This window comes from Yinghuangia sp. YIM S10712 (assembly GCF_051388935.1).
Classification (GTDB): Bacteria; Actinomycetota; Actinomycetes; order Streptomycetales; family Streptomycetaceae; genus Yinghuangia.
In genome coordinates, this window is record NZ_JBPKBI010000002.1 from 120,303 (window position 1) to 137,070 (window position 16,768).

Consider the following 16,768-nt stretch of genomic DNA (forward strand, 5'->3'; position numbering starts at 1 on the left):
GGGCCCCTCACCTCTCACCTGAAGATCGTCGGCCGCGGCCGGATGCGCCGAGTCACGCCTGGTTGAAGAAGCCGTCGTGGTTGTTGTTGCCGGGGTCGCCGGTCAGCAGGGCGACATCGCCGGGCAGCAGCAGGAAGACCCGCTTCGCCAGGCGTTCCATCGTGCCGCGCCGCCCGAAGGTCAGGCCGGACGCGAAATCGACCACCCGCTTGGCGTCCGCCTCGTCCATCGCGGTCAGGTCGATGATGACCGGGATGTCCTTGCGGAAGTATTCGCCTATCGCGCGGGCCTCGTGGTAGCTCTTCGGGTGTACGACCGCGATCCGCGAGGTCGGCTTGGTGACGGCTGCCGCGGCCGCGCGGGCCGCGAAGATCTCCGACGCCGGAACGACGCTGCCCTCCAGCGGTCTTGACTGTGATTCCGGACCGTCGTCGTAGACCCAGCCGGTGTCCACGTCGTCGTCCTCGTCGTAGGAGCCTGTGTCGTACGCGCCCCTGCCGGTGCGGTACATGTCGTCGTCCTCGTCCCCCGAACCGAGCCCGAGCCAGGAGCCGGCCTTGCGCAGCGCGCCCATGGGCACCTCCCTCTCCGCTCGCCCCGGCCCCGTCCGGGTTATGTCGTTGTCCTCCACTCGACGGCACTGTATGCCAGTACCTGTCCCGTTGGACCGGCGACGCGCGCTCCCGGCGGACATTTGTCGACCTGGGATACTCCGGGGGCATACCGGAACCGGGGGAGCCCACCATGCTTCCGCAGCAAGTTCCTTGGCGCCAGGGGCATTTCCCTTTTCGTGAGAACGGCCGGATAGCGTCGGTGCCGCACCGGGCGCGGTGAACTCCCGTTGTCGACAGGGATATTCGTGGACGCATGCGGTAAATATCCGCCTGTTCCGGCAACATGACGGATGATTCATGGCTTGTACCGTTGAACGGTGGTCGATTTCCGTCCCGCCGAACGCGCATCCGCGTGCGTCCGCTTGCCCACCGGCTTAGCGTGGAAGGCGCGTCCGGGTGGCGCGGTCACCGGGAGAGCGTGCTGGAGGAGGCATGGACGTGGGCGAGCTGGGGCCTGTCGACGCGATCGTCCTCGGATTTCCCGGTCAACGGCTGACGCGGTCCGTGTTGGACGCCGTCGACGAGGTCGAGGCGCGGGGCGACGTCCGGGTGATCGACATGCTCATCGTGATCAAGGACGCGCACGGTGAGATCACCCACCACGAGATCAGCGAGTACGAGAGCCTGCGCGACATGGCCGCCGAGGTCGCGGCCCGGCGCATGCTCGGGCTTGCGGGGGAAAGCGATGTTGAGCAGATCGGGCTGATCATGCCGCCGGATTCCCTGGTCATGGTCGTCTTCGTGGAGAACGTGTGGGCCCGGGAGGTCGCCGTGCGCATCAGGGAGGCGGGAGGGCAGCTCCTGTCGTACACGCGGCTCCCGCAGGCGACGCTCGACGACGTGGAGGACCAGATCGAGGCGTCGGCGGGCCGGGGGGACGGGTCGGACACCGGCGAGTGATCACCGGGCGTCGTGCCCTGCGGTGGGGCGGACACGAGAAGAGGCGCATCCCGTTGTGGGAGGCGCCTCTTCGCTGATGCGGTCGACCCGTCAGATTCGGCCTGCGGCGCGGGGCTCGGGTTGCTGTGCCGCCGTGTCCTCCGGGGCGGCGGGACGCGACGACCGGGCGGACAGAGCGGGTTTGATGCTGCGCCACGACCAGATTGCGGCCACGACGACTGCAAGCGAGCCGACGAAGACCAGGCTGTTGCCGAAGAAGAACTCGGCCGGGCCGAAGCCCAGTGGGTCGGTGTCCGGGGCGAGCCACAGCAGGCCGAGGGGGACGGTCTTGTCCGGCAGCGGCCCGTAATCGGGGCGGGCCATCGGGATCGACGCGAAGATCACCGCGAACACGATGAGGGCCGCCCACACGCCGATCGTGCGGCGGGTGAAGGCCCAGTGCAGCAGCAGGACGAGGGCGGGGACGGCCCACACGTAGTGGTGCGACCACGACAGCGGCGACATGAGGAGCCCGACGAGGCCGACCAGCGTCGCCGCCGCGAGTTCGTGGCCGCGCTGCGACACGATCACCGCGGACGCCAGGCCGAGGACCACGACGGCCGCGGCGAGCAGGAACGCGACCGGGCCGCCGGGGAAGCCGCCGTCGAACAGGCGCAGGGAGAAGCCCTTGAGGGTCTGGTTGTCCAGGGCGTACAACGGGATCTCGTTGTTGACCCGTGAGCCGATCTCGCTGACGTTCGTCCAGTAGGTCTTGGACGCGCCGGGCAGGAAGAACCAGGCGAACACCACGGTCGCGAGGAACGTCCCGATGGCCACGCCGGCGGCCCGGAAGCGGCGGGTGAGCAGCAGGTAGACCACGAAGAGGCCCGGCGTCAGCTTGATCGCGGTGGCCAGGCCGATGCCGACGCCCTTCCAGCCGCGCCGGTCGGGAGTCGCCACGTCGGCCACGATGAACGTCAGCAGCAGCATGTTGATCTGGCCGAATTGCAGCGACCGGTTCACCGGGACCAGCCACAGGCAGACGCCGGCGGTGGCCAGCGCGGCGCCGAGCCGGCCGATCGTCCTGCGGTAGCCGAGCATGCCCCAGGCGATCCAGCACACGATGAACGTGCACGCGATCGTCACGATCGACATGGCCTCCTTGAGGTCCATGAAGTCGTCCGGGACGATCCAGGAGAACGTCAAGGCGGCGAACGGCGGGTAGATGAACGGCAGTTCGAGTGGCCCGAAGCCCGCGCTGTACAGCACGTCGGAGTGGTCCTCGACGGAGTGCGCGCCCAGGAAGTAGATGTAGAGGTCGCCGCCGTTCCAGGCGTAGCCCCATGCCTGCGACGCCTCGACGCAGGCCCACAGCGCGAGTGCGAACACCAACGCGCCCACCGCCAGAAGCGGTGCGCCGAAGGGGATCGTCCGCGGCTGCGGCTCGGCCGGCGCGGGTATGCCCGCGATCCGGGACTTCAGCGAGTGAATGCTGCCACGCACGTGGATGAGCCCCTCTGAATGCGCGCGCGGGAAATCGCCCGAATTGTCCGTGGGGGATCTCCCGCTGTTTTCCGATGGCGGGCCGGCCGGGCAGCGGCCCGAGCGTCGGCAGAGCCTATACCAGAGGTAGCATTGCGGGGTGCTCGGGCCTGTCGCTGGTGGTGGGCTTTTCGGCGCGTCGCGGCCCGGCGTCGCGGCGCCGACCGTAATGACCTTTTTGCTCGGGCGCAGGCTATTTTCGGCCGGTCTCGGGGGCAGGGCGCGCCACGCATCCACAGTCACCCGATACGCGGATCGGGACAATTGCCAACGGGCGCGCCGAGGCCGTGCGACCGGCGGTAAATCGTTACCAACCGGTTACGTGGGAAGGGGATTGCCTTTAGGGAACTTGGGAGGCAATATGCCGGGCAAGCGTATCGCCGCCTTGGCCCGTACCGTGGTCTGACAATCGACCGCCGGTGCGGCGTGCTCCGGCCCCGGGAATCCCGTCGCGTCCTTGCCCGCCGGGAGGAATTACCCGGGGGCCCGTCGTACGTGGGGGTAACGCAGGGGGCCATGGAGGGGGTTACGTACGTGGGGGGTACGCAGGGCACCCCGGTGTCGACATTCTCTTCCGATCCGCTCGGCCGCCGATGACAGTGCCGTCGGCCTGCGCCTGATCGAGATTCCGCGAGCCGCCGGGCGTCAGCCCTGAATTCGAACCCCCGGCAACGACCGTCCCCAAAGGTGTTTTTCTTGTCTTCGTCTTTGCTCAGGAGAATCAAGTCCCACCGGTTGTATCCGGAGGTCAGCAAGTTCGCTGTCGTCGGCGGCTTGGGTTATTCATCCGATGTCATTGTCTTCAACATACTGCGGTCGACCACATCGCTCGAACCGCTCCTGGCGAAGGCGCTGTCGCTGACCGTCTCGACCCTGGTCGCCTTTGTCGGAAACCGACAATGGACCTACCGCGAGCGCGCGGTGGACGTACGGCCGGCGAAGATCCCCATGCAGGGTCTGATCTTCATTGCGGTGAATGTCATGGGAATGCTCATCCAGATGGGTTTCCTGTGGTTCTCGCACTACGTTCTGGGATTCACGTCGCTGCTCGCCGACAACATTTCCGGAAACATCCTGGGCATGGCGGTTGCCACCGCGTTCCGGTTCTGGGGATACCGGACGTGGGTCTTCCGGCACACGCCGCCGACCGCCGCCGAAGCCGAGCCCGACGGCGAGTCGGCGATCCGCGAGGTCGGCGCCGTCCACAACGCGTCGGTGTCGGCCGGCGAGGGAGACCCGATGTGGGAGCGGTCGACGTACCGGCCGCAGGACCACGCCGGAACCGATCGGTGACCGGCCGGCGTCCGAATCGTCGATGTGTCGCGCGGTTCTCGCGACTTCCGTCCCAGCCGTAGGCGACTTGGTGCCGCCGTACCAAGTGCCCGCACGCTCTGCGGGGGCCCTCATCAGCTTGACACCTGAGTCTGTTGGCTTCCTCCCCCTTGTGAACGAGAGGGAGTCCCCTCGGCCTCGCGGCCGAGCCACTGCGCGTCAGCGCGGCGGTTGGGACCTTTCCTGCTTCGCCGACCGTTGCCCGCCCGGGAGAGAGGACTCCCGTTGAGGTCTTACACCGTCTCCACAGGCAGCAACCGCCGGCCCGGCGGCCAGAATGTTCTTCGCTGCGTTGACGTCGCGGTCGTGGATGGCGCCGCAGCCGCACGTCCACTCCCGCACATCGCACGGCAGTGTCGCCGCGACTGTTCCGCAGGCCCCGCACAGCTTGCTGCTGGGGAACCAGCGGTCAACCACAACGAGTTCACGCCCGTACCAGTTGCATTTGTACGCCAGTATCATCCGGAGGTTCCGCCACCCCGCATCCAAAATCGCGCGGGCGAGGTTGCGGTTCTTGACCATGTGGCGGACGGACAGGTCCTCGACCACGACCACTTGGTTCTCGCGGACGAGTCGAGTCGACAGTTTGTGCAGTTGGTCCCGGCGCCGGTCGGCGATGCGCGCGTGGACCCGCGCGACGCGGAGTCGGGCCTTGGCCCGGTTGTTCGATCCCTTCTCTTTGCGGGCCAGTTCGCGCTGGGCGCGGGCGAGGCGTTCGTGGTCGCGGCGCTCGTGCCGGGAGTTGGCGATCTTCTCTCCGGTGGACAGGGTCGCCAGGGAAGCGATTCCGACATCCACGCCGACTGTGTTCGCGGTGGCCGGTGCGGGTGCGACCGTGTCGTCGCACAGCAGGGACACGAACCAGCGCCCGGCGCTGTCGCGGGAAACGGTCACCGTAGACGGTACCGCGCCCTCGGGCAGCGGACGGGACCACACGATGTCCAGCGGCTCGGACATCTTGGCCAGGGTGAGCCGGCCCTTGCGGTAGCCGAACGCGGACGCGGTGTACTCCGCCGACGCTCGCGACCTGCGCTTGGACTTGAATCGCGGGAACCCGGCCCGCTTCGCGAAGAAGTTCGCGAACGCCGTTTGCAGGTGCCGCAGCGCCTGCTGCAACGGCACACACGACACATCTCGCAGAAACCCCAGCTCCGGAGTCTGCTTCCACGCGGTCAGCATCGCGGACGTCGCGCCGTAGCCCACCCGCTCCCTGCGCAGCTCCCACGCCTCGGAACGAGCCTGCAAGGCCAGGTTGTACACCTTGCGGACACACCCGAACGTCCGCACAAGCTCCGCAGCTTGCGCGTCGGTCGGATAGAAGCGGTACCGCATCGCCCGCTTCACGGAAGCGCTCCTCACGATGCGCAACTCTACCGTCGCTGCTTGTGCATGCTCAACGACGTTGTGCGTCGGGCGAACCGCCTGTCCTGCCCTGCTCTTTCCCCGCCTGGAGGCGGGGGTCTCCTCGAAGGTTTCTGATGATCGGTTTGTTTTTCACGCTGGTGCTGACCGCGGTCGGCGCCTGGTACGTGGCGTGTGCTCTGGGCCTGCGCCGCCCCGTCGACACCGTCACCGCGTGGCTCCTTGCAGGGACGGCCCAACTCACCGGCATAACGCTGCTCGTCGGCGGCGCCATGCGGCAGTTGAACGCCTGGGGCCTGTTCATCGGCACGGTCGTGGTCGTGGCCGCCGAAATCGTCTGGGTCCGGCGTACCCGGGCCGGTGTCCGGCGCGAGGCCCAGAAGGCGGTCACCGACTGTCTCGGCACCGCGAAAACGTTTTGGCGGCATCCGCTCGTCGTGGTGCTCGGCGTTCTTGTGGTCGGCCAGTACGCCTGGCGCGGCGCGCTCGGCACCACACTCGGTCCGCTGGACTGGGACGGCCTTTGGTACCACGTCACCGGTCCTGACATCTGGCTGCAGAACGGGAACGTCGGCCACACCTCCGACGTCCTGTGGGCGGACGTCTACCCGCAGGGCCAGGAGCTCCTGATCGCATGGGGCGGCGCCTTCCTGGGCACCACCCGCTACGCCTGGACATCCGGCATCCCCTTCGTCCTTCTCGGCCTCGCCGCGGTCGCGGGCCTCGCCCGCAGCGCCGGCGCGTCCCGCAAGTACGCGCTGCTGGCCGCGTTCGGCTTCTTCGCCGTGCCGGCGGTCTTCCTTCAAGCGTCGACGAGCTACGTGGACGTCGCCGCCGCGGCGACCGCCATGGCCGCGTTCCAACTCGTGATCTCGGCACGCGACGCCGTGGTGGACGCCCACGCACGCGGGGGTTCCGCCCGCGGCACGCTGTTCCGCTACCTGGGCCTCATCGGCGTCGCCCTCGGCCTGGCCATCGGAGTGAAGTCCTCGAACCTGCTCGTCTGCGCCTTCGTCGTCCTGGCGGCCCTGATCCAGCTCTGGCGCGTCGCACCGCTCATCGGCGGCGGCGCCGAACCCCGGGACGACAGCCCCCGGGCCCGTCTGCGCACCACCGTGCGGCTGGTTCTCCCCGGCGCGCTGCTCGTGGGTGTCCCGACGCTGCTGCTCGGCTCCTACTGGTACGTGCGGACCTGGCTGCGGTACGACAACCCCTTTTACCCCTTCACGATGTTCGGTTTCCAGGGTGAGGGAACCGTGCACGACATCATCATCGTCCCCAACACCCCGCCGCACTGGCTTGAGCAGGGGGCGACCGAGACGACGCTCGACTCGTGGTGGCACGAACACTCCCGGCACGCGTACTCCTACGACGTGATTCCCGGGGGGCTGGGCCTTCAGTGGCTCTTCCTGCTGATACCGGCCGTGCTGATCGGCCTCGCCCTGCTCGCGTGGAAGCGCCGGTTCGACGTGATCTACGGCTTCGCGGTGCCCGTGGTGGTGAGTGCCGCAGCGTCCCCCGCGCCGTGGTGGGCGCGCTACGTACTGCTGCTCCCGGCCCTCGGTGTTGTGTGCCTGGCCGTGCTCCTCACCGAACTCGCCGGCAGGCTCCCCGAGGCGCGAACCACGATCGCGGGGCAGGACTGGCGTACCCGCATTCCGCTCGTCCGCCGCCTCGCGGCCGGTCTCGTGGCGTTGGCCTTCGTGGCGGCATCCGCCACGAGCATGTGGTGGGCCACGTCCCCGACCCACATCTGGACCGGCTCCGACACGAGCTGGCACAAGGCGAGCGTCAAAGAGGTCATCGACCTCATGGACGACCCGGACCGAAACAGCAAAATCCAACCACGGCAGGCGTACGCACCGATCAGGGAACACGTTCCCGCAGGCGAGACGGTCGCCCTGACCGAAGACTGCGGCGCGCAGTTCCTCCACCTCATCATCGGTGACAAGGGCGAACGCGAAATCGACCTGCTCGAATCCCCCCGCAACGCCGCCGACTTGGCCACAAAGCTTCACAAATCAGGCGCCCGTTACCTCCTCCTCTCCGAGGCAGGCCGAGACGGCGAACTCCTGAAGCAGGTCAACGCCGACCCGGCCCACTACCGCCTCCTGGTAGGACCCGGCCAAATCGGCTGGTTCTGGCTCCCGGCCGGCACACGAATCCCCTCCGCGTGGCTCTTCGAAGTCGGAGATTTCCCCGCAAAGCCCTGACCGCCCGCGCTCCTGTGGCCCCCGGCACCCCAGGCCACAGGAGCCGCGCGTCCCAAACAACACAGCCACCCACGACGCACGGCATAGCCCCCGCGACCACACCGCGCCGCAGAACTCGCGCCGACAAACGGCCCCCGGATCGACCAGGGCGCAGGGGGTGCGGGTGGCGAAGCCCCCGCGAGCACGCCGCGCCGCAGAACTCGCGCTCCCAAACGGCCCCCGGATCGACCAAGGCGCAGGCGCACACCCGCGCCGCAGAACTCGCGCCGGCAAACGGCCCCCGGATCGACCAGGGCGCAGGGGGTGCGGGTGGCGAAGCCCCCGCAACGCGCGGCGAAGCCGCGCAGAAAAGACAAATGCGACCCGGCCCACGCTTTCCGTGGGCACGGGTCGCCTATCGCATTTGTGCGCCGCCAGGGACTCGAACCCCGGACCCGCTGATTAAGAGTCAGCTGCTCTAACCAACTGAGCTAGCGGCGCCTGCTGTGGGAAAAATAGTACCCGATTGGCGGGAGTGGTCGGCACCGAATAAACCGCGTGGGGGTGTTGGAGCACCGGTGGTCGTTGTTGGGGTCGGTGGTGACGGTCCTTCGGGCTGTGTCGTTACGTGGTGCCGGCGGCGAAGGACGTCAGCCGACGTCGTGTTTACATGAGGCCGTGCGCGCGCGGGGGCGCGTGGGCCCCTTTTGCCGCACATCCGCCGCCTGCCGGTGCGGCAAAAAAATCGGGTCCGCTTCGATGTCCGCGGTGGGAAGCCGCTTAGGCATCCGGGATCGAGGCGGTTGGGTTGCCATCGTCGACGCAGGCCCGTGCTGCTGGGGCGCGTCGGCGCATTCCGGCCGACGGCTCCGGCGACGTCGCGTGTGCTCCTTCGCGACTGCCGTCGGGCGGCGACGGTCGCGTGTCTCAGCGGATCAGCAGGCTTGAGTCGCCGAACTCGTGCCACAGGTAGCGCTTTTCGAGGGCTGCGGTGTAGGCGCGGCCGACGGTGTCGGCGCCCGCGACGGCCTCCAGGAGGAGCAGGTGCGAGGCCTCGGGGGCGTGGAGGCCGCTGATCAGGCCGTCGACGGTGTAGGCGGGGCGGTCGGGGCCGAGGACGAGGTCGGTCCAGCCTTCGGTGGGGGTGATGGCCCCCGCGGGGGTGGCGGCGCTTTCCAGGGCGCGGGTCGCCGTTGTGCCGACTGCGATGACGCGGCCCCCTGTGCGTTTGGTCAACTCGACCAGGCGGGCGGTCTGTTCGGGGACGCGGAAGCGCTCCGGCAGCGGGGGTTCGCCGGCTTCGAGGGAGGAGACTCCTGTGTGCAGGGTCACCGGTGCGACGACGATGCCCCGGGCGATCAGGTCGAGGACGAGGTCGTTGGTGAACGGCCGTGCCGCGCTGGGCATTTCCGCGCTGCCCGGGTCTTGGGCGAAGACGGTCTGGTAGTGGGTGAGGGGCCAACGGCCGTGCAGGTAGCCGTAGGTGATGGGCCGTCCGTGTTCGTTGAGGTACGCCCGGACGGATGCGCTGACGCGTACTGCCCACAGGCGGCTGCCGCGCACGGTGGCCGGGTCCGGGTACGCCTCGTCCACGGAGAGCGTCACGTCGCCCGGCAGGGCGACGACTTCGCCCACGCGGGCGTCCGGGACCGGGCCGCCGGGGTTGTCGGGAGGTCGGAGTTCGGCGATCCAGCGGCCGTCGTCCAGCGCGGTGGAGAAGTGCACGATGACGCCGCGCCCGTCGGAGCGTGTGGCGTCGACGGCGGCCGGCAGCGTCGCCGAGGTGTTGACCACGAGCAGGTCGCCTGGGCGCAGGTGGTCGCCGAGGTCGCGGAAGCGGGCGTGGGTCACGCCCTTGCGTCCGTCGCTGATGAGGAGGCGAACCCCGTCGCGGGTCAGGCCCCTGGCCTCCGGTGGTACGGAGGCGTGGAGTTCTTCGGGCAGGTGGAAGCGGGTCCGGGCGGCGGCGGAGCCGAGAAGCTTCATCGCGACATCTCCTGTGCGGGCGTCGGGGTGGCGAAGTCGGCCGCGCGGTGGCGGCCGCTGGGGGGGTGCCGGTCGAGGAGGGCGAGGAAGGCCGGGACGACGGTGCCGGGTTCGGGGCGGTCGGAGATGTCCTGGCCGGGGAAGGCCTCTTGGTGCATCGCCGTGCGCATGTCTCCGGGATCGACGGCGTGGAAGCGGATTTCGGGGTTTTCGGCGGCGAGTGTGCCGGTGATGTGGTCGAGGGCGGCCTTGGTGGCGCCGTAGCCGCCCCAGCCCGGGTAGTGCTCGATCGCGGCGTCCGAGGTGATGTTGAGGACGGTGCCGCGTGACGCGCGCAGGCGGGGGAGGAAGGCCTGGACGAGTGCCAGCGGCGCGATGGTGTTGATGCGGAAGGCTTCCTCCAGGGCGGCCGCCGGGTAGTCGGCGAGTGGCGGGAGGGGGCTGAGGCCGAGGGTTCCGGCGTTGTTGACCAGCAGGTCGAGTTCGCCGAGTCCCGAGACGGTGTGGGTGAGGCGCCGGCGGTGTGCCGGGTCGGAGACGTCGCCGGCGACGGCGATGACGGTGGTCTCGGTGCGCAAGTCTGCGGCGGCCCAGGCGAGTTCGTCGGTGCCGCGGGCGGTGAGGACGAGCGTCCAACCGCGTTCGGCGAGTCCGTGGGCCAGGGAGAGACCGAGCCCGCGGGAGGCGCCGGTGATGAGGGCGACGGGCATGGCGTGGTCCCCGTTCTGTGATGGTCCGTCAATGGGTGGGTGCATGGCCTATGCTGCAAGTTGAAGTTGACTTCAGGTCAAGCACTGCCCGGCGGAAAGGCTTGTGGCCATGAAGGACACCGACCTGCTGACCGTCTCCGAGGTCGTTCACCGCAGCGGTTTCGCGGCGTCCGCACTGCGTTTCTACGAGCGCGAGGGGCTGATCGACGCACAGCGCACAGGCGGCGGCCAGCGGCGGTACGAGCGCCAGGTGCTGCGGCGCCTCGCGTTCATCCGCGCCGCGCGGCACGTCGGCCTCACGCTCGACGAAGTCCGGCAGGCCCTCGCGATGCTGCCGCAGGCACGCACCCCGACCAAAGGCGATTGGGCGCGCATCTCTCGAAGCTGGCGGGCCCGCCTGGATGCCGAGATCGCCGCACTGACCACGCTGCGTGACGGACTCGACTCCTGCATCGGCTGCGGCTGCCTGTCGCTGCGGAGCTGCGCCATCTCCAACCCCGGCGATGCCGCCGCACGCTACGGGGCCGGAGCGAGGATGCTGCCGGCACTGCTGCGCGAGGACGGTCCGGCACTGGACGGTGGCTCGGCAAGCGGACGAGGCGCACGGCGGCCGAGGGCGTCGGCGGAAGTCGACCGGGAGCGGGACGAGGCGGATGACCCCGTGGCCGACGATCCGTGCGGCACCGGCGATCTCGCGGAGAACTGCTTCGGCGACGTCGCGCGGAGCGACGGCACGCACGCCGAACTGGTCGCGGGGGATGGGTGCGCTGCGGCGTTCGTGTGCGACTGAGCCGGCCCGGTGGCCTTCCGCCGGACAGGTCCTGGCCCGGTCGGGCAGAGTGCCGCGGCGACCGGGACAACGTCGGAGGCCCGGCGGTCTGCCGCCGGGCCTCCGATGATGCGTGTGGGCAACTTCCCTGTCAGGTACCCGACTTCACCGCCGGCGGCATCTGCTGTACCGGGATCGCGGGAGTGACGGGCGCGGGCGCCGGGGCCGGTGCCGGCGCATTCCACAGGGCCTGCCAGTCGGTCTTCTGGCCGACCTTCAGCTCCTGCAACTTGGCCACCACCGCCGGGTCCTGCGCGTCGAGCCAGTCGACGAGTTGGCGGAAGGACACGCAGCGCACGCCCTCCTTGGCGCACACCGTGCGCATCGTCTTCTCGACGGCCTTCATGTAGATGCCGCCGTTCCAGCTCTCGAAGTGGTTTCCGATGATGAGCGGTGCGCGATTGCCGTTGTAGGCGCGGTCGAATCCGCTCGTGAACATCTCGTACGCCTGCTTCTCCCACGCGGCGAAGTTCGACGGGTCGCCCTTCGTGGTGTTGCCCTGGTTCACCATGATGTTGTAGTCCATCGACAGGACTTCGAACGTGCGCCCGGGGAAGGGAAGGGATTGGAGCGGCATGTCCCAGATGCCGTTCACCTGCTTGGGCCACACCTGGCGTCCGCCGCCGGCGCTGGAGTCGTAACGGAATCCGAGCTGCGGGGCCGCCTCCAGGAGTGCCTTCTGGCCTTCGAGGCAGGGCGTCCGGCTGCCGATCAGTTCCTTCTCGTAGTCGAAGGGCAGGGCCGGCAGGTCCGAGAACCCGGTGTTCGTCTTCCAGCTCTGCACGAACTTGACCGCTTGGCGGGTCTCGTTGATCCAGTCCGCCGCGGTCCAGGAGCCGACGCCGGTCGGGCCGCAGAAGTGGCCGTTGAAGTGTGTGCCGATCTCGTGGCCTTCCTGCCACGCCAGCCCGAGCTGTTCGATCGTGTCGTGGACCTGGTCGGGGTCCAGGAAGCCGATGTCGGACTCGCCGACGCCGTGGTGCGGGCCGTGGTAGAGCGCGCGCTTGTCCGGGGGGAGCACGTAGAGGCCGCTGAGGAACAGCGTCATCGTCGCGTCGGATTCCTTGGCGACCTGGCGGAAGTGCGAGAAGAGGCGCTGGCTGTCCTCGCCGACGCCGTCCCATGAGAAGACGACGAACTGCGGCGGGACTTCGCCCGGCTTCAGCTTGTCGATCGGCATCTGGTTCGGCTGGGTGCCGGTCACGGATGTCGATCCGTCGCCGAGGAGGGTCACGGCTCCGGCGGGCGGGGGCGCGGCCTGGACGGACTTGCCGTCCCCGTCCGCGCCGCCGCCATCGGAGGCCGGTGCTTTCGACGTGTCGTTCTTGGGGTCGCCGCCGCCTTCTCTGGCCAGGAACACGAATCCCACGGCGGCCAGGACGGCGACGACGACGAGCAGGGCTGCACCACGAGCGGAGCGCACGACTCACCTCGTCCGGAGGGTGAAAAAGGGAAGAAAAGCCGACGAAAACTCACCGTAGGTGGCGGTTCGTCGGTTCCTTGATATATGGGGGTGCTCATGCGGGTGTGTCGCGATATGTTCATCCGTTAATAGTTGACCTGTGCATCCAAGTCGTCCCACAATCGACCCAGTCGCGGGCAACGTGTCCGCACGACCCCGGACGGGAGGGATTCCGATGCGCGCGCTCGTACGCCACCGCATCTCCCACCTGCCCGTGCCCCCCGGCGCGCACTGTCGCTGAACGACGCGCGCCGCTTCTCCCGTACGCCTCACGCGCCCGTGGCGCGGCGGTCGCGCGCTTCTCGCCGGGCCGGTGCCGTTCGGCAGGACCGAACTACCGGGCCATTCGGCTCATTTCTCCCGTGCACGCCCGCGTGCACGTCGACTTGACCAACGCGAAAACTCCCGAAGGGAACCGCAGCATGACTGCCGGCACGCTCGAAACCACCACCGTCACCAAGGTCGCCGGCCGCATCGGCGCGGTCGTCGACGGCGTCCGCTTGTCGGGCGACCTCGACGCCGCGACCGTCCAGGCCATCCGGGACGCGCTGCACGAGCACAAGGTGATCTTCTTCCGCGGCCAGGAACACCTGACCGACGAGGCGCAACTGGAGTTCACCCGTCTTCTCGGCGACCCCGTCGGGCACCCGACGGTGAATCTGGAGGGCGAGTACGTCCTGCCCATCACCAGCGAGTACGGCGGCTCGGCCAGCCAATGGCACACCGACGTGACGTTCGTGCCCGCCTACCCGCTCGCGTCCATCCTGCGCGGCATAACGATCCCCGAGGCGGGCGGCGACACACTGTGGGCCAACACCGCCGCCGCGTACGACGAACTCACCCCGGAACTCAAGGAGTTGGCGAACAACCTGCGCGGGGTCCACACGAACGTCTACGACTACGCCGCGGTTGCCCCGACTCGTGATCCGGAGGCGTTCAAGCGCTACCAGGAGGTGTTCACCAAGGTCCACTACGAAACCGAGCACCCGCTCGTCCGCGTGAACCCGGTCACCGGCGAACGCACGTTGGTGCTCGGCAACTTCCTCCAGCGGATCGCCGGCTACTCGCGCGACGACTCCCGCCTGCTGATCGACCTGCTGCAAGGCCACGTCACGCGGCCGGAGAACACCGTGCGCTGGTCATGGCAGCCGGGCGACGTCGCGATCTGGGACAACCGGGCGACTCAGCACCGTGCGATCGCCGACTTCGGCGACGCCCTGCGGGTGCTGCACCGCACGACGGTCGACGGCGACGTCCCGGTCGGTGTCGACGGTCGTCCCAGCACGGCGATCAAGCCGGTTCCGGCGGAAGTGGCCCAGGCGGCGTGACGCCTGAGTGAACCGAAAGGGCCCGTGCGGTGGCACGGGCCCTTTCGCGTGTCAGCGGGCGCCGGCGGGGACTCGGGTACGTTGCCGGCCGATTGTCGCGCGGGTGTGTCCGGCGGCTTTTCCCATGGCCGTTCGGCTCACGACGCGGCCCCGGCGCAGCACGATGCGGTCGCTCGGCGCGGCCAGCACGGCTTCCGCGAGGCTGCTCGCGCGCACCGCCAACAGGTCGGCCACCGCACCGGGTTCGGGGCCGGCGTCCGGGAGGCCCATGATGCGGCGGGCGTCGGTGCTGACCGCGGCGTAGGCCTGGTCCACCGACAGTTGGCCCGCGGTGACCAGCAGCGACGCCACCTCCAGCGGGTCGCCGCGGCCCATGGTGTGCAGGGCGTCCCGCAGGTGGTCGCCGCCCGCGGTGAGCGGCACGCCGGCCTCCAGCAGCGCCCGCAGCGGGGTGGGTCCGCCGCAGGGCGCGAGTCCGTGTGCGCCCCGGCCGGTTCGGGCGTCGGTCAGCGGAGCCGACGGAAGGCCGACGACGGCCAGCCGTGACGCCGCGATCGCCTCGACCACCTTGGCCAGCGCGGGCGGGCGCAGTGTGCCCAGACTCGCGCAGTGGCTCGCTGTCACCTGGCGGCCGAACCCCGACGCCCGCAGCAGCCGGGCCAGGTCCGCGACGGCGAGCACTCGGTGGTCGGGCTGGTCGTCCAGGTGCAGGTCGAGGTCGACTTCGGCGCGGTCGGCCAGGCGCAGCAGGCGACGCGTCTCGCCGCGCGGGTCGGGCGAACTGTGCGGCCGGCCGCCGAGCAGCGCGGCGCCGGCGGCGAACGCCTCAAGGGCCGCGCGGTCCGACAGGCCCGGAGAGGCCACCGCGACGATCTGCAGGTCGAGGACGCGCTGGAGGTCTTCGCGGAGTTCGCGCAGGATCTCGATGACGCGCAGCGGCGCGCCCACGCCGAAGTCGACGTGCGTGCGCACCGAGGTGACGCCGTTCGCGGACAGGACCTGGAGTGCCGCACGAGCGCGGCGTCGCAGGTCCCCGACGTCGTACCGGGTCGGTGCCGCCCGCCACGAACGCACCGCGCCGTCACGGCCACCGGCGTCGCTGCCGACCGGCTCCCAACTGAGTGCGCGGTCGAGATGCAGGTGGGGTTCCGCCGGCGCGGGCAGCAGCAGATATCCCGTCAGGTCGATCGCCGCCTGGCGCGGGTCCGGGATGCCGACCGGGCTTATGTGGCTGACGGTGCCGTGCCGCAGGACGACGTTGCGGACGCGACCGTCGGGCAGCGTCGCTCCGGTCAAGGTGGTCGTTTCGGTCACGGCTTCTCCTCGTGCGCCGGGCATGCGCGGATGTGTTCCGGTGCGGGGGATGCGAAAGGAACAGTCTTGTCCGACTACTTTGGGGGCGGGCTATTGCCGCAGGGTTACCGAGGGGTTACGTGCCGGGAGGCGCCGCAGGAATCCGGTGCGGAGCCGCAGGTCCGGGGGCTGTTCGCGGTGGTGGCCGGTATGTGTGGCGTGTGTCGCGATCCGGTCGTCGTCGCCCGGCCACCGTGCGGTGGGGCGGCCCGAGCCGTCGAGCGCCCGGTCCGGGGCGCTGTTCCGCGCGACACCGTAGCCGTCGCGCCTGTGCCGCACCAGAGGGTGACGGTGTGTCAGAAGCTGAAACAGGTCGGCCGAATAGCGACGTTTGGGTTGTCGAGGGCGGTGATGGGCGCATCCGAGGTCCGCTCCGTTTTTCGCTGGGCCGCCCGGTGCCGGTTGCCTAGTGTGGACAGGTGCCGACCATTCCGAACTCACCGACCGCCGCCGCTTCGACGCCCGGCGACCAGTCCTGGCCGACCACCGCCGAGGAAGCCCGCGCCCTCCAGGACCGGCTGCGTCCGCTCGTCGACGCGACGGGTTCCGGACCGTCGCCGGTGCGGCGCGTCGCCGGGCTGGACGTGGCGTACGCGGAGGGCTCGGACCGGCTCGCCGCGGCGGTCGTGGTGCTGGACGCCGTGACACTGGCCGTGCTGGAGTGCTCGGTGGTCCGGGGCCGGGCGCAATTCCCTTACGTGCCGGGTCTGTTCGCGTTCCGTGAGCTGCCGTCGCTGTTGACGGCATTGGACGGCCTTTCGACCGCACCGGACTTGCTTGTGTGCGACGGGCAAGGGCTCGCTCACCCGCGCCGGTTCGGGTTGGCCTGCCACATCGGTGTGCACACGGGAATTGCGAGCATCGGCGTCGGCAAGACGGCGTTCGTGGGTACGTACGATCCGCCCGCCGCCGATCGCGGTGCCGTGTCGGACCTCGTTCTCGACGGCGAGACCGTCGGTGCGGTGCTGCGCACGCAGGCCGGGGTGAAACCGGTCTTCGTGTCGGTCGGCCACGGCCTCGACCTCGCGACCGCGTGCCGCCACGTCCTGGCCCTGAGCCCGCGCTACCGCCTGCCGGAGACCACCCGGGCGGCGGACCGCGCGTGCCGGCAGGCGCTGGCGGGGGAGCTTGCGGCGGACTGAACGCGCCCGGCAACTCGCGGACAGCGCAAGGGCGCCC

General features: G+C 69.6%; 13 protein-coding genes and 1 tRNA gene. 6 read left to right on the forward strand and 8 right to left on the reverse strand.

Annotated features, from left to right (window positions below; all coding sequences use genetic code 11):
* Nucleotides 1-52 precede the first annotated feature (52 nt).
* On the reverse strand, nucleotides 53-574 hold the full coding sequence (locus tag ACRX5W_RS05995) for a cell division protein SepF (protein WP_436786883.1): 522 nt from the start codon (nucleotides 572-574) through the stop codon (nucleotides 53-55).
* 472 nt (nucleotides 575-1,046) lie between these two features.
* On the opposite strand from ACRX5W_RS05995, the gene ACRX5W_RS06000 reads away from it, so the two are divergent.
* Entirely contained in the window at nucleotides 1,047-1,514 is a 468-nt protein-coding gene (locus ACRX5W_RS06000) for a DUF6325 family protein (RefSeq protein ID WP_436786884.1), read from the forward strand.
* Nucleotides 1,515-1,604: 90 nt separating this feature from the next.
* Here ACRX5W_RS06000 and ACRX5W_RS06005 read toward each other — a convergent pair whose 3' ends face one another.
* Complete coding sequence (locus tag ACRX5W_RS06005) at nucleotides 1,605-2,996, reverse strand: glycosyltransferase 87 family protein (RefSeq protein ID WP_436786885.1); 1,392 nt, start codon at nucleotides 2,994-2,996, stop codon at nucleotides 1,605-1,607.
* A gap of 735 nt (nucleotides 2,997-3,731) precedes the next feature.
* On the opposite strand from ACRX5W_RS06005, the gene ACRX5W_RS06010 reads away from it, so the two are divergent.
* Nucleotides 3,732-4,328: a GtrA family protein gene (locus ACRX5W_RS06010; RefSeq protein WP_436786886.1), complete on the forward strand. Its 597-nt coding sequence runs from the start codon at nucleotides 3,732-3,734 to the stop codon at nucleotides 4,326-4,328.
* A gap of 198 nt (nucleotides 4,329-4,526) precedes the next feature.
* On the opposite strand, the gene ACRX5W_RS06015 is transcribed toward ACRX5W_RS06010, so the two are convergent.
* Nucleotides 4,527-5,699, reverse strand: a complete 1,173-nt coding sequence (locus tag ACRX5W_RS06015; RefSeq protein ID WP_436787495.1) for an RNA-guided endonuclease InsQ/TnpB family protein — start codon at nucleotides 5,697-5,699, stop codon at nucleotides 4,527-4,529.
* A gap of 146 nt (nucleotides 5,700-5,845) precedes the next feature.
* On the opposite strand from ACRX5W_RS06015, the gene ACRX5W_RS06020 reads away from it, so the two are divergent.
* A complete protein-coding gene (locus ACRX5W_RS06020) occupies nucleotides 5,846-7,942 on the forward strand; it encodes a hypothetical protein (protein WP_436786887.1) in 2,097 nt (698 codons plus the stop codon).
* Nucleotides 7,943-8,348: 406 nt separating this feature from the next.
* Here ACRX5W_RS06020 and ACRX5W_RS06025 read toward each other — a convergent pair.
* The 3 genes from ACRX5W_RS06025 to ACRX5W_RS06035 form a co-directional block, all read right to left on the reverse strand.
* Nucleotides 8,349-8,422: transfer RNA gene (locus ACRX5W_RS06025), tRNA-Lys, on the reverse strand.
* 426 nt (nucleotides 8,423-8,848) lie between these two features.
* Nucleotides 8,849-9,907, reverse strand: a complete 1,059-nt coding sequence (locus ACRX5W_RS06030) for an S-adenosylmethionine:tRNA ribosyltransferase-isomerase (RefSeq protein WP_436786888.1) — start codon at nucleotides 9,905-9,907, stop codon at nucleotides 8,849-8,851.
* Nucleotides 9,904-10,617 (reverse strand): SDR family NAD(P)-dependent oxidoreductase, encoded by a 714-nt coding sequence (locus ACRX5W_RS06035; RefSeq protein WP_436786889.1) that lies wholly within the window; start codon nucleotides 10,615-10,617, stop codon nucleotides 9,904-9,906. Before ACRX5W_RS06035 ends, ACRX5W_RS06030 begins: the two co-directional genes overlap by 4 nt.
* A gap of 109 nt (nucleotides 10,618-10,726) precedes the next feature.
* Between ACRX5W_RS06035 and soxR the strand changes: the two genes are divergently transcribed.
* A complete protein-coding gene (gene soxR / locus ACRX5W_RS06040) occupies nucleotides 10,727-11,407 on the forward strand; it encodes a redox-sensitive transcriptional activator SoxR (protein ID WP_436786890.1) in 681 nt (226 codons plus the stop codon).
* A gap of 130 nt (nucleotides 11,408-11,537) precedes the next feature.
* On the opposite strand, the gene ACRX5W_RS06045 is transcribed toward soxR, so the two are convergent.
* Nucleotides 11,538-12,869, reverse strand: a complete 1,332-nt coding sequence (locus ACRX5W_RS06045) for a hypothetical protein (protein WP_436786891.1) — start codon at nucleotides 12,867-12,869, stop codon at nucleotides 11,538-11,540.
* Between the two features lie 461 nt (nucleotides 12,870-13,330).
* Between ACRX5W_RS06045 and ACRX5W_RS06050 the strand changes: the two genes are divergently transcribed.
* Nucleotides 13,331-14,236, forward strand: coding sequence for a TauD/TfdA dioxygenase family protein (locus ACRX5W_RS06050; protein WP_436786892.1), 906 nt, complete (start codon nucleotides 13,331-13,333; stop codon nucleotides 14,234-14,236).
* 51 nt (nucleotides 14,237-14,287) lie between these two features.
* Here ACRX5W_RS06050 and ACRX5W_RS06055 read toward each other — a convergent pair whose 3' ends face one another.
* On the reverse strand, nucleotides 14,288-15,550 hold the full coding sequence (locus ACRX5W_RS06055) for an amidohydrolase family protein (protein WP_436786893.1): 1,263 nt from the start codon (nucleotides 15,548-15,550) through the stop codon (nucleotides 14,288-14,290).
* A gap of 458 nt (nucleotides 15,551-16,008) precedes the next feature.
* Between ACRX5W_RS06055 and ACRX5W_RS06060 the strand changes: the two genes are divergently transcribed.
* The gene (locus tag ACRX5W_RS06060; RefSeq protein WP_436786894.1) at nucleotides 16,009-16,731 is read left to right on the forward strand and encodes an endonuclease V; all 723 of its coding nucleotides are present in this window, start codon (nucleotides 16,009-16,011) and stop codon (nucleotides 16,729-16,731) included.
* The last annotated feature ends 37 nt before the right edge of the window (nucleotides 16,732-16,768 follow it).

What these genes read in the sequence shown, in the direction of transcription:
- ACRX5W_RS06030 (WP_436786888.1), bottom strand. Translation starts at nt 9,907, where the DNA reads ATGAAGCTTCTCGGCTCCGCCGCCGCCCGGACCCGCTTCCACCTGCCC.
- ACRX5W_RS06015 (WP_436787495.1), bottom strand. Translation starts at nt 5,699, where the DNA reads ATGCGGTACCGCTTCTATCCGACCGACGCGCAAGCTGCGGAGCTTGTG.
- ACRX5W_RS06020 (WP_436786887.1), top strand. Translation starts at nt 5,846, where the DNA reads ATGATCGGTTTGTTTTTCACGCTGGTGCTGACCGCGGTCGGCGCCTGG.
- soxR (WP_436786890.1), top strand. Translation starts at nt 10,727, where the DNA reads ATGAAGGACACCGACCTGCTGACCGTCTCCGAGGTCGTTCACCGCAGC.
- ACRX5W_RS06000 (WP_436786884.1), top strand. Translation starts at nt 1,047, where the DNA reads ATGGACGTGGGCGAGCTGGGGCCTGTCGACGCGATCGTCCTCGGATTT.
- ACRX5W_RS06050 (WP_436786892.1), top strand. Translation starts at nt 13,331, where the DNA reads ATGACTGCCGGCACGCTCGAAACCACCACCGTCACCAAGGTCGCCGGC.
- ACRX5W_RS05995 (WP_436786883.1), bottom strand. Translation starts at nt 574, where the DNA reads ATGGGCGCGCTGCGCAAGGCCGGCTCCTGGCTCGGGCTCGGTTCGGGG.
- ACRX5W_RS06035 (WP_436786889.1), bottom strand. Translation starts at nt 10,617, where the DNA reads ATGCCCGTCGCCCTCATCACCGGCGCCTCCCGCGGGCTCGGTCTCTCC.